We start from the raw sequence: 12,380 nt of genomic DNA, 5'->3' as shown, positions 1-12,380 counted from the left end.
GCGCCCACATCGGCTGCACTTCGAACCCGCGAGGATCCTAGTGCAGTTCAACACCCTCTCAACCAAGCTGCGCCGCGGCGAACGCTGCTGGCCGGCCGAATTCGCGCTCCGTCTGGCCGGCATCACAGCGCTGGGCGCCTGCCTCGCTTTGGCCCGGCTACTCATCCGGCAGGTCGAGCAACCGGCGACACCCGCCGATTTCGCGCTCGGCCTCTGCCTGGTCGCCTGCCTCTGGGCCGGGCTCGCGTTCGTCGTCGCCGGGCCCGAGCTGTTCCACGTGCTGCCGCGGCCTTTCCCATGAGGACAATACCATGACCGATCTGACCTGGCTCGCCGCACTCGGCGGACTTTTCCTGCTGACGCTCGCCTACGTGCGGCTCTGCGACCGCGCCTGAGAGCCTTGCCATGACGCTTTCGCTCACCCTCGCCGGCCTGACTGCGCTCGGCCTGCTCATCTACCTCGTGGCCGTGCTCGTGCGGCCCGAGCGCTTCTGACGGAGCCTATCCCATGACCGTCCAGGGCTGGACCTTGATCCTCGTCTTCACCGCGCTCGTCGTGGCCATGGCCAAACCCATCGGCCTGTGGCTTTTCGTGCTTTACGAAGGGCGTACAACGCCACTGCATCGCCTGTTCGGCTCGCTCGAACGCGGTTTCTACAAGCTCGCCGGCGTCGATCCCAACGTCGAACAGACCTGGCGCCGCTACGCGCTGCACATGCTGGCGTTCAATCTGGCCTTGGCGCTGTTCACCTATGCGATCCTGCGCACGCAAGCCCTGCTGCCGCTCGACCCGCGCGGGCTCGCCGGTCAGGACGCGCACCTCGCGTTCAACACCGCGATCAGCTTCACGGCCAACACCAACTGGCAGTCCTATTCGGGCGAGAGCCTGTCGATCCTGGCCCAGATGCTGGGCCTGACGATCCACAACTTCCTCTCGGCCGCGACGGGTATCGCCGTGGCCTTCGCGCTGTTCCGCGGCTTCGCGCGGACCGGCAGCAAGACCGTCGGCAATTTCTGGGCCGACTGCACGCGCGTCACGCTCTACCTGCTGCTGCCGATCTGCCTGGCCTATGCGCTGTTCCTGATCGCCAGCGGCGTGCCGCAGACCTTCGCGAGTCTGGTCGACGCGACGACGCTCGAGGGCGCCAAGCAGACGCTGCTGCTCGGCCCCGTCGCCAGCCAAGAGGCGATCAAGATGCTCGGCACCAACGGCGGCGGCTTCTTCAACGCCAATTCGGCGCATCCCTTCGAGAACCCGACCGCGCTGACCAACTTCGTGCAGATGCTGTCGATCTTCGCCGGCGGTGCCGGGCTGACCTGGTGCTTCGGCAAGGCCGTGGGCGACACCCGCCAGGGCTGGGCGATCCTTTCGGCGATGATGGTCCTGTTCCTCGCAGGCACCACGGTCGTCTACTGGCAGGAGGCCGCAGGCAACCCGATCCTCCACCAGGCCGGCGTTCTCGGCGGCAACATGGAGGGCAAGGAGACGCGCTTCGGCATCGCCGCTTCCGCGCTGTTCTCGGTCGTGACCACGGCCGCCTCCTGCGGCGCGGTCAATGCCATGCACGACAGCTTCACCCCGCTTGGCGGGCTGGTCCCGCTGTTCAACATGCAGCTCGGCGAAGTCGTCGTCGGCGGCGTCGGCGCGGGCGTCTACGGCTTCCTGCTGTTCGCTCTGCTCGCGGTCTTCGTCGCCGGGCTGATGGTCGGCCGCACGCCCGAATATGTCGGCAAGAAGATCGAGGCGCGCGAGGTCAAGCTCGCAGTCCTGGCGATCGCCGTGCTGCCGCTCTGCATCCTGGGCCTGACCGCGCTCGCCGCGGTCCTGCCCGCCGGCCTCGCCGGGCCGCTCAACCAGGGCCCGCACGGCTTCTCGGAGATCCTCTATGCCTTCACCTCGGCCACGGGCAACAACGGCTCGGCCTTCGCCGGCCTGACCGCCAACACGCCGTTCTACAACGGCCTGCTCGGCGTCGCGATGTGGATCGGCCGCTTCTTCATGATCGTGCCGGTCATGGCGATCGCCGGCAGCCTCGCCGTCAAGCGCCACACGCCCGCAACCGCCGGCTCGTTTCCGACCACGGGGCCGCTGTGGGTCGGACTGCTCGTCGGCATCATCCTGATCGTCGGCGGCCTCACCTTCCTGCCCGGCCTCGCGCTCGGCCCGATCGCCGATCATCTCGCGATGATCAGCGGGCAAACCTTCTGATCTTGGCCTTCTGACGGACATCCCATCATGACCACTGCAACCATGTTCTCGGCAAAGCTGATCGGCCCGGCCGTCGGCGACGCCTTCAAGAAGCTGAAACCGCGCGAGCTGGTGCGCAATCCGGTGCTGTTCACCACCGCCGTCGTCGCGCTGCTGCTCACCGTGCTGCTGGCGCTGGGAAGCGAGCCGCTGCCCTTCGGTTTCCAGATCCAGCTGATCGTCTGGCTCTGGCTGACCGTGCTGTTCGGCACTTTCGCCGAGGCGCTGGCCGAAGGGCGCGGCCGCGCCCAGGCCGCGTCGCTGCGCGCGGCCAAGGCCGACCTCGTCGCCAAGCTGCCCGACGGGCGCACGCTGCCGGCGGCGCAACTCAAGCGCGGGGATGTCGTGCTCGTCGAAACCGGCGACCTGATCCCCGCCGACGGCGAGGTGATCGAGGGCGTCGCCTCGGTCAACGAGGCGGCGATCACCGGCGAGAGTGCGCCGGTGATCCGCGAGGGCGGTGGCGACCGTTCGGCCGTGACCGCGGGCACGCGGGTGATCTCGGACTGGATCAAGGTCCGCGTCACCCAGGAGCCCGGCCAGGGCTTCCTCGACCGCATGATAGCGCTGGTCGAAGGCGCCGAGCGCCAGAAGACGCCCAACGAGATCGCGCTGACGATCCTGCTCGTCGGCCTGACGATCATCTTCCTGATCGCGGTGGCGACGATCCCCGGCTTCGCCTCCTATGCTAAGGGCGGCGTGCCCGTGGCGATCCTGGCGGCGCTGCTGATCACCCTGATCCCGACGACGATCGCAGCGCTGCTCTCGGCGATCGGTATCGCCGGCATGGACCGCCTCGTGCGCTTCAACGTGCTCGCCAAGTCGGGCCGCGCGGTCGAGGCGGCGGGCGACATCGACGTGCTGCTGCTCGACAAGACCGGCACGATCACGATCGGCGACCGCGCCGCGAGCGAGTTCCGTCCGCTGTCGGGCGTGGCCGTGGCCGATCTTGCCCAAGCGGCGGTGCTCGCCAGCCTCGCCGACGAAACGCCCGAGGGCCGCTCGGTACTGGTCCTGGCGCGCGAGAAGCACGGCCTGCGTGACCAGACGCTGCCCGCCGATGCCGAAGTGATCCCCTTCACCGCGCAGACCCGGATTTCGGGCGTCCGCTCGGCCGCCGGGCTCGTCCAGAAGGGTGCGGTCGACGCGATACTGCGCGCCAATCCCGAAGCCGCCGCCAGCCCCGCCGCGGCCGAGCTGCGCCGCATGACCGAGGAGATCGCGCGCTCGGGCCAGACCCCGCTCGCGGTGGCGCAGGACGGCCGCCTGCTCGGCATGATCGCGCTCAAGGACGTGATCAAGGCCGGCGTGCGCGAGCGCTTCGCAGAGCTGCGCCGCATGGGCATCCGCACGGTGATGATCACCGGCGACAACCCGCTCACCGCAGCGGCGATCGCCGCCGAGGCCGGGGTCGACGACTTCCTCGCCGAAGCCACGCCCGAGGACAAGCTCGCGCTGATCCGCCGCGAGCAGGAGGGCGGCAAGCTTGTCGCGATGTGCGGCGACGGCACCAACGACGCCCCGGCCCTCGCCCAGGCCGACGTCGGCGTGGCGATGAACACGGGCACCCAGGCGGCGCGCGAGGCGGGCAACATGGTCGACCTCGACAGCGACCCGACCAAGCTCATCGAGATCGTCGGCCTCGGCAAGCAGATGCTGATGACGCGCGGCGCGCTGACCACCTTCTCTGTGGCAAACGACGTGGCCAAGTATTTCGCGATCATCCCGGCCATGTTCGTCGCGCTCTATCCGGGGCTCGGCGTGCTCAACATCATGGGCCTGGCGAGCCCACAGAGCGCGATCCTCTCGGCGATCGTGTTCAACGCGCTGATCATCCCCGCGCTCGTGCCGCTGGCGCTGCGCGGCGTCACCTACCGCCCGCTCGGCGCCGGCCAGCTGCTGGCGCGCAATCTCGCGGTCTACGGCCTCGGCGGCCTGATCGCGCCCTTCATCGGCATCAAGGCGATCGACCTGCTGGTCGGCGGCCTCGGCCTCGCCTGAGGACAGGACAATGCTCAAGGACCTCATTTCCGCCATTCGCCCCGCGCTCGTGCTGACCGCGCTGTTCGCCGCGCTGCTCGGGCTCGCCTATCCGGCCGCGATCACGGGCCTCGGCCAGGTGCTGTTCCCCGCACAGGCAAACGGCAGCCTGATCCGCGTGAACGGCACGGTCGTCGGCTCCGAGCTGATCGGCCAGGCCTTCACCGGCGCCGCCTATTTCCACGGTCGCCCCTCGGCCGCAGGCAAGGACGGCTACGACGCGACCGCCTCGAGCGGCTCGAACCTCGGTCCGACCAGCCAGGCGCTCGTCGACCGCGTTCGCACAGAAATCGCCGCGCTTTCCGGGACACCAGAGAAAAACGTTCCTCCTGATCTGGTGACTACGTCCGCCTCGGGGCTCGACCCCCATATCAGCCCCGAGGCGGCGGCTTTTCAGGCCGAGCGCGTCGCCACGGCGCGGCACCTGCCCGCGGCCACGGTGCAAGACCTGATCGCGCGTCACACCGAACGGCCATTGCTGGGCTTCCTCGGCGAGCCGCGGGTCAACGTGCTCGCACTCAATCTCGCTCTCGACAGGGCGGGGGCGCCGGGCGCACAAGCAGCGCGGTGAACGAGCAGCCGGCCCGCCCCGATCCCGAAGCCCTTCTGCGCGAGGCCGCGCAGGAGGGCTTCGGCCGTCTCAAGGTCTTTCTCGGCGCCGCCCCCGGCGTCGGCAAGACCTACGAGATGCTCAGCGACGGCATGGCCCGCCGCCAGGCCGGAATCGACGTGGTCGTCGGCGTGGTCGAGACCCACGGCCGCACCGAGACCGCGGCCAAGCTCCAGGGCTTCGAGGTGATCGCGCGCCAGAGCGTCGCCTATCAGGGACGCAGGCTCGAAGAGCTCGACATTGACGCCGTGCTGGCGCGGCGGCCGCAGCTCGTGCTGGTCGACGAGCTCGCGCATACCAATGCTCCCGGCAGCCGCCACGACAAGCGCTACCAGGACGTCGAGGAACTGCTCGCTGCGGGGATCGACGTCTATTCGACGCTCAACGTCCAGCACCTCGAAAGCCTCAACGATGTCGTCGCCTCGTTCACCAAGGTGCGCGTGCGCGAGACCCTGCCCGACCGCGTGCTCGACAAGGCGGAGGTCGAGATCGTCGACATTCCCCCCGACGAGCTGATCGAACGCCTCAAGGACGGCAAGGTCTACGTGCCCGAGGAAGCCTCGCGCGCGCTCGGCCACTTCTTCTCGAAATCGAACCTCTCGGCCCTGCGCGAGCTATCGCTGCGCCGCGCCGCCCAGACGGTCGACGCGCAGATGCTCGACTATGTCCGCGCCCATGCCATGGCCGGGTCTTTCGCGGCCGCCGAGCGCCTGGTCGTCGCGGTGAGCGAGCAGCCGGGCTCGGCCGAGCTCGTGCGCGCGGCCAAGCGCGTCGCCGACGCGCTGCGCGCGCCCTGGACCGCGGTGCACATCGAGACCCCGCGCGACGGCACGTTCACCGATGCCGAGAACGCCCAGCTCGCCGAAACCATGCGCCTCGCCGTCCAGCTCGGCGCGCAGGTCGCGACGGTACCCGCCGAAAGCGCGCTCGAAGGGCTCAAGCGCTTCGTTACCGACGCCCGCGCCACCCAGCTCATCGTCGGCAAGTCCAACCGCTCGCGCTGGTTCGAGCTGCGCCACGGCTCGGTCGTCGATCGGCTGGTGCGCGAGACGCCCGACATCGCGGTCCACGTCCTGCCGATGCGCGAGGGCGCAGCGCCGCAGCCCGCGTCACCGCGCAGTCGCGCTGCCTGGGGGCAGCCCCAAGGCTATCTGGCCGCGCTTGCGCTGGTCGTGATGGTCACACTGTTCGGCACACTCATCACCGGCCACGGTCGCACGACCAACATCGGCCTGCTCTACCTCGTGCCGGTCATGGTCGCGGCAACGCGCTATGGCCTGCGCACGGGCGTGGTCACAGGACTGGTCTCGTCGCTCGCCTACAACTTCTTCTTCATTCCGCCGACCCACACCTTCACGATCCAGGACCCGCAGAACATCATCACCGTGCTGGTGTTGCTGGGCGTGGCCGTGGTCTCCAGCCAGCTCGCCGCGCGCGTGCGCGAGCAGGCGCTGCTCGCACAGCGCAGCGCCATGCAGAACTCGGCGCTCGCCGGCTTTGCCCAGCTGCTCACCGGCATCGGCCAGCGCGAGGAGCTCGCGCGCGTGCTCAGCGCCGAGGTCGGCCGCCTGCTCGACGCCGACACCGTTCTGCTGATGCCTGGCGAGGACGGCCTTTCGCTGAGCGCGGGGTGGCCGCCGGATGCCCATCTCGAAATGCTCGATCTCGCCGCCGCGCGCTGGGCTTTCGAGCAGAACCAGCCTGCCGGGCGCGGCTCGGACACCCTGACCGCGAGCGAGTGGCTGTTCCACCCGATCGCCGCCGGCGACAAGGCCCAGGCTGTCTTCGGTCTCTCGCGCAGCGATGCGCGCGCGCCGCTGCGCTCGGACCAGCTGCCGCTGCTGCTCAGCCTGCTCGGCCAGGCCGGGCTGGCCCTCGAACGCATCGGTCTAGAAGAGCGCATGTCGAGCCTGTCGCAGGTCCAGGAGCGCGATCGGCTGCGCCATGCGCTGCTGTCCTCGGTCAGCCACGATCTGCGCACGCCCCTGACCACCGTGCTCGGCATGCTGCGCGAGCTGCAGGCGACGACGCCCGAGCAGGTCGAACAGCTTGCCGTCGCGCGCAGCGAGGCCGAGCGGCTGCATCGCTTCGTCGGCAACCTGCTCGACATGGTGCGGATCGAGGCCGGCGCCCTCGACCGCACGATCGAGCCGGTCGACCTCGCCGAGGCCGTGGCCAGCGCGACGCACGACCTGCGCGGCGTGCTGCGCGATCATCCGATCCGCCTCGACGTCGCCCCCGACCTTCCCTTCGTCCTCGTCGATCCGCAGCTGTTCCACCACTGCCTGATCAACCTGATCGAGAACGCCGCGAAATACGGCCGCGCCGGCGCGCCGATCGTCGTCGCGGCACGGCGCGATCCGCAAGGCCTGACCCTGACCGTCACCGACGAAGGCCCCGGTCTTCCCGCCGGCGCCGAGACGCGGATCTTCGAGACCTTCACCAGGCTCGAAGGATCGGACCGCAAGGGCGGCACCGGGCTCGGCCTGGCCATCGTCAAGGGCTTTGCCGAAGCCATGGGGCTGAGCGTCTCGGCCGCCAACCGCGCCGACGGCGAAGGCGCGAGCTTCGCGATCCGTTTCGACGCCGCCCACCTCAAGATCCTGACGGACCCCGCATGAGCAAGCCGCCGACGATCCTCATCGTCGACGACGAGCCCGCGATACGGCGCCTCCTCCACGTCGGCCTGGCGCGCGCCGGCTATCGCCTCGTCGAGGCGGCGACCGCGCGCGAGGCTCTTTCGGCGATGAACATCGACAAGCCCGAGCTCGTCCTGCTCGACCTCGGCCTGCCCGATCGCGACGGGCTCGAACTGATCGGCCTGATCAAGACCGCCGGCGCGGCCGTGCTGGTCGTCTCGGCGCGCGACGCGACCGCAGAGAAGGTCGCCGCGCTCGATCTCGGCGCCGACGACTACGTGACCAAACCCTTCGACACCGAGGAAGTGCTCGCGCGGATCCGCGCCGCCTTGCGTCATCGCCTCACGGCCGCGGTGGCCACGCCGCTGGTTTCGATCGGCGAGGTCGAGATCGATCTTGCCGCACGCATCGTCCGCCGCGGCGCCACGGAGGTGCATCTGACGCCCAAGGAGTATGGCTTCCTCGCCGAGCTCGCGCGCAGCCCGGGCAAGGTCGTCACCCACAGCCAGCTGCTGCGCACGGTCTGGGGCGCCGGTCACGAGGGTGACGTCGAATACCTGCGCGTCGCCGCACGCGGCATCCGCCGCAAGCTCGAGGATGACCCGTCGCAACCGCGGCTCCTGCGCAACGAACCTGGCGTGGGCTATCGCCTGATGACGGGCGACTAAAAAGAACGGCGCTGGGGAATGGTGCCGGCTACAGGATTCGAACCCGTGGCCCCCTGATTACAAATCAGGTGCTCTACCAACTGAGCTAAGCCGGCTTGCCGTGCCCGGGCTGCCTAGCTTGCCCGGCGGAACCTGTCAAAGCACCGCGTGGCGATCCTCAGCCCTGTGTGGAGCGCTGGCGGATCAGCCGCAGATAGGTGTCGGCGACCTCCTGGTTGATCGCGTCCCACGAGAAGTCGCGGCTGCGCGCTTCGCCGGCGGCGCCGTGGGCGGCCCGGCGGTCGGGCTGCTCGACATAGGCCTTGAGCGCCTCGGCGAACTGGTGGATCGCGCCGGGACGGACGAGCTGGCCCGAGCGGCCGTCGTCGACCAGGCTCTCGCTGCCCGTCGCGATCGCCGCGACCACGGGCAGTCCGCAAGCCATGGCTTCGAGCGTGACATTGCCGAAAGTCTCGGTGACCGAGGGATTGAATAGCATGTCCATGCTCGCGACCGCGCGGGCGAGATCGGCGCCGCCCTGGAAGCCGACGAAACAGGCCCCCGGCAACCGCGCCTCGAACCAGGCGCGCGCCGGCCCCTCGCCAACGACCAGGACCTTGTGCGGCACGCCGCGACGCTTGAGCTCGTCGATCGTGTCGGAAATGACGTCGAGCCCCTTTTCCATCACCAGCCGTCCGAGGAAACCGATCACGACTTCATCATCAGCAATGCCGAGCGAACGACGCCATTCGAGCGACCGCGCCGCCGGATCGAAGATCTCGCGATCGACCCCGCGCGACCAGATGCCGATGTCATAGTTCATCCGCTGGTCGCGCAGGCACTGCGCCATCGATTCGGACGGCGCGACGAGCGCGTCGCAGCGGCGGTAGAAGCGGCGCAGCAGGGCTTCGACCAGCGGCTCGCCCCAGGCCATGTTGTAATAGCGCAGATAGGTCTCGAACCGCGTGTGGACCGAAGCCAGCACGGGCAGCTTGCGCGACCGCGCCCAGGACACCATGCGGTGACCGCTGACGTCGGGCGAGGAAACGTGGACGACGTTCGGCGCAAAGGCCTTGAGATCGCGCTTGAGCCGCGGCGACAGGCCCAGCGAGAAGCGGTACTCGCCGCGGCCGGGGATCGGCGTCGCGGGCACGTCGACGAGATCGCCCGTCGGCGGGAAGGCCGGGGTGTCTGTGGTCGGCGAATAGACGCGCACCGAAGCGCCCTGCCGCAGCAGGTAGCCGACGAGGCGGTTCAGTGCCTGGTTGGCGCCGTCGCGGACGTAGTTGTAATTGCCGCTATAAAGCGCGATGCGAAGGTCGGCGGTCTGCATATCGAGCGCGCCTTAGCGGCTTCGCACGCGCCTGACGAGAGGCGGCGGACCACCTCTCCGCATCCCCGGACTCACCAGCCGCGATAGCGCGGGCCATCCCAGCCCCTGCCATTCCAGCCGCGATCATTGCGATAGAAGCGGCGTGGTGCGCGATCGTAGTAGTAACCGCGCGGATAGGCCGGGTAGTAGCTGCGCGGGTAGCCATAGGCCGCATAGCCACGCCGCGGGCCATAGTAGCCGCCATCATGATAACGGTCGTAGCCGCGGTCGCGGTCCGAGGCGATCGCCGCGCCGACGGCGAGGCCGATGATGCCCGCACCGATCGCCAGAGCGGCATCGTCGCCGCGGTCGCGGTAACGGTCGCGCGCCTCGGCCGTGGTCGCCAGCGTCGTGGCACCGAGAGCGAGCGCCGCGACGAACGCTGCGTTTCGGAAATTCCTGATCATGACCCTCTCCTTCGACACGCGCATCCCGGCGCACGGATCGCAACATGGCAAGGAAACATTCCGCGGCTGAACTCGTGGTTAATGCCGCACTGGCCCCCGCCGAGCCCGATTGCGACGAACCGCTGATCGCAAGACCCTGCACCGCGAGCGCGGCGAAGTCACAGGAGGACCGCCAGAAAGTTAACCATGTAATTTTTGGAAGAACAGATATTTACAAAAATTTCGCTGAATAAAATTAATCTATTCTTACCGACACCGCTCCAGCAATAACTCCATTTCCGATGCAAACGCGGAACTTTTCGGAACCAATTGCCGGGTTCATGAGTAGACTGGCGGTCGGGCGCAACCTTACCCTAGCTGTTCTCCAGAGCGAGTAGCGCATGAAACTCATGGACCAGATGGAGATATCCCCGCGCCTTTTCGACCGGCGCGACGCCGAGGATACGGGACCCCGAACGCTGATCGCCGAGTGGCTCTATCGCAGCCGCCAGGAACGTCCCGGGGCCGAAGACACCCGGCTGTTCGGCGAACCGGCCTGGGACATGTTGCTCGACCTTTACGTCCATCAGGCGAAGGGCCTTTCGACCAGCATCACCGGCGCCTGCATCGGCTCGCACGCTCCGCCCACCACTGCACTGCGCTATGTCGAGTTGCTGCACGACCAGGGTTGGATCGAGAAGATCCCCGACGAGAGCGACCGTCGCCGCTCGTTCCTGGCGCTGACACCGACCGCGACCCGTCGGCTCGATCGTCACTTCGACCAGTTGCTCGAACGTCTCGCGCAGATCACCCCGGACCTGTTCGCCTCGCTGAGCCTCGAAAAGGCCAGCTGAGGCTCAGGCGTAGCGGTTGCGCAGCGCCTTCTTGTCGGGTTTGCCCAGCGGCGTCACCGGCAGGGCCTCGACGAAATCCACGCTTTTGGGCGCCTGTACCGATCCTTTGCGTTCGCGCACCTGAGCGATCAGCACCTCTGCGTTCACCTCGACACCAGGTTCGAGCACGACCACGGCCTTGACCGCCTCGCCCCACTTGGGATCGGGCACGCCGATCACCGCCGCCTGACGCACGGCCGGATGCTCGACCAGCACGTCCTCGACCTCGCGCGCGAACACGTTGAAGCCGCCCGTCACGATCATGTCCTTCTTGCGGTCGACGATGCGCAGGTAGCCGTCGGCGCTGCGCACCGCGACGTCGCCCGTGTGCAGCCAGCCGCCGGCGAAGGCCTGGGCGGTCTCCTCGGGCTTGTTGAGGTAGCCGAGGTTCACGAGCGGGCCGCGCACGCAGATCTCGCCCGGCGTGCCGTCGGGCACCTCGTTCATATCATCGTCCATCAGCGCGACGCGGACCAGCGGCGTCGGCCGGCCGCAGCTCGCCAGCCGTTCGGGATCGTCGACCTTGTGCTCGTCGCGGCGCAGGACGGTGATCGACATCGGCGCCTCGGCCTGGCCGTAGAATTGGAAGAACACCGGCCCCATCCGCTCGATCGCATCCTTGAGCCGTGCCGCCGGGAAGGCCGACGCGCCGTAGAACACGACCTCGAGGCTCGACAGGTCGAACTCGCCGAAGCGCGGGTGGTCGATCAGCGCCAGGACCATCGTCGGCACGAGCAGGATCGAGGTGATCCGGTGCTCCTCGATCGCCTGCATTACCGCCACCGGCTCGAAGCCCGGGACCACGACCATGTGCCCGCCGCGCACGAGCACCGAGGTCAGCACGGCCGCGCCAGAATGGCTGAGCGGCGCGCAGATCAGGTGGCGGATCTCGTTAGGCCATTCCCAGCTCATCAGCTGGATCAGCGCCGAAGTGGCCGAAGCGCCCTGCGAGCACATGATGCCCTTGGGCTTGCCCGTGGTTCCGCCCGAATAGGCGATCCGCATCAGCGCGTCGGGTGCAAAGGCCGGCGCGACCAGCGGTCGAGGCGTGTAGCCGCGCGCGGCTTCGGTCAGGTTGCGGCCGGTGCCTTCTACCCCCATCGCGAAAACATGTCGTAGCCGCGGCGCGCGCTCGGACAGAGCCGCGGCGATCGGCTCGTAGTGGCCGGGATCATAGATAAGGAGATCGACCTCGGCATCCTCGAGCACGTAGAGATAGTCCTCGACCGAGCCCATCGGATGGAGCGCGGTCGCCACCACGCCGGCGAAACCGAGCGCACTGTTGACCGCAAGGATTTCGAGCCGGTTGCGCGAGAGCATGGCCGCGCGCCGTGGCCTGGATTCAAGCCCTTCGAACACCTGCTGGATCCGGCTGATGTCCTCGGCAAGACCCCGCGCAGTCAGCCGCTCGCCGTCCTGGCCGATCGCGACGAGCCGGTCGAGATCGCGCGATAGCGCCTGAGCCACGAGATCGCTGACGCTGATAGGGAGATGGAGAAGATCGGTCACGCGCGGCTCCTTGCAGATTCTATATTGCAATAGACG

General features: G+C 68.4%; 11 protein-coding genes and 1 tRNA gene. 8 read left to right on the top strand and 4 right to left on the bottom strand.

The features are described from left to right. The first annotated feature begins 40 nt into the window (after positions 1-40). From WG901_RS16355 to WG901_RS16325, 7 genes are all read left to right on the top strand, one after another. Positions 41-301: a hypothetical protein gene (locus tag WG901_RS16355; protein WP_339588162.1), complete on the top strand. Its 261-nt coding sequence runs from the start codon at positions 41-43 to the stop codon at positions 299-301. Positions 302-405: 104 nt separating this feature from the next. Continuing rightward, positions 406-495 (top strand): K(+)-transporting ATPase subunit F, encoded by a 90-nt coding sequence (kdpF, locus tag WG901_RS16350; protein WP_339588161.1) that lies wholly within the window; start codon positions 406-408, stop codon positions 493-495. A 13-nt stretch (positions 496-508) separates the two neighbouring features. Next, entirely contained in the window at positions 509-2,209 is a 1,701-nt protein-coding gene (gene kdpA / locus WG901_RS16345; RefSeq protein ID WP_339588160.1) for a potassium-transporting ATPase subunit KdpA, read from the top strand. Between the two features lie 27 nt (positions 2,210-2,236). Then, on the top strand, positions 2,237-4,249 hold the full coding sequence (gene kdpB, locus WG901_RS16340; RefSeq protein WP_339588159.1) for a potassium-transporting ATPase subunit KdpB: 2,013 nt from the start codon (positions 2,237-2,239) through the stop codon (positions 4,247-4,249). A 10-nt stretch (positions 4,250-4,259) separates the two neighbouring features. Continuing rightward, positions 4,260-4,859 carry a potassium-transporting ATPase subunit KdpC gene (gene kdpC, locus WG901_RS16335; protein ID WP_339588158.1) on the top strand — a complete coding sequence of 200 codons (600 nt, stop codon included), beginning with the start codon at positions 4,260-4,262 and terminating at the stop codon, positions 4,857-4,859. Further along, positions 4,856-7,519 carry a sensor histidine kinase gene (locus WG901_RS16330; protein ID WP_339588157.1) on the top strand — a complete coding sequence of 888 codons (2,664 nt, stop codon included), beginning with the start codon at positions 4,856-4,858 and terminating at the stop codon, positions 7,517-7,519. Before kdpC ends, WG901_RS16330 begins: the two co-directional genes overlap by 4 nt. Then, positions 7,516-8,205, top strand: a complete 690-nt coding sequence (locus tag WG901_RS16325; protein WP_339588156.1) for a response regulator — start codon at positions 7,516-7,518, stop codon at positions 8,203-8,205. The genes WG901_RS16330 and WG901_RS16325 overlap by 4 nt, the downstream gene beginning before the upstream one ends. Before the next feature lie 19 nt (positions 8,206-8,224). Here WG901_RS16325 and WG901_RS16320 read toward each other — a convergent pair. The 3 genes from WG901_RS16320 to WG901_RS16310 form a co-directional block, all read right to left on the bottom strand. Further along, positions 8,225-8,300 (bottom strand) — tRNA-Thr (locus tag WG901_RS16320). A gap of 62 nt (positions 8,301-8,362) precedes the next feature. Further along, positions 8,363-9,517: a glycosyltransferase family 4 protein gene (locus WG901_RS16315; protein WP_339588155.1), complete on the bottom strand. Its 1,155-nt coding sequence runs from the start codon at positions 9,515-9,517 to the stop codon at positions 8,363-8,365. 71 nt (positions 9,518-9,588) lie between these two features. Then, entirely contained in the window at positions 9,589-9,963 is a 375-nt protein-coding gene (locus tag WG901_RS16310; RefSeq protein WP_339588154.1) for a hypothetical protein, read from the bottom strand. 380 nt (positions 9,964-10,343) lie between these two features. On the opposite strand from WG901_RS16310, the gene WG901_RS16305 reads away from it, so the two are divergent. Then, positions 10,344-10,796 (top strand): helix-turn-helix domain-containing protein, encoded by a 453-nt coding sequence (locus WG901_RS16305; RefSeq protein WP_339588153.1) that lies wholly within the window; start codon positions 10,344-10,346, stop codon positions 10,794-10,796. A 3-nt stretch (positions 10,797-10,799) separates the two neighbouring features. Here WG901_RS16305 and WG901_RS16300 read toward each other — a convergent pair whose 3' ends face one another. Next, positions 10,800-12,344 (bottom strand): AMP-binding protein, encoded by a 1,545-nt coding sequence (locus WG901_RS16300; protein WP_339588152.1) that lies wholly within the window; start codon positions 12,342-12,344, stop codon positions 10,800-10,802. Positions 12,345-12,380 lie beyond the last annotated feature (36 nt).

This window comes from Novosphingobium anseongense (assembly GCF_037482895.1).
GTDB classification, from domain to species: domain Bacteria; phylum Pseudomonadota; class Alphaproteobacteria; order Sphingomonadales; family Sphingomonadaceae; genus Novosphingobium; species Novosphingobium anseongense.
This window is presented reverse-complemented; position numbering and strand designations above follow the sequence as displayed.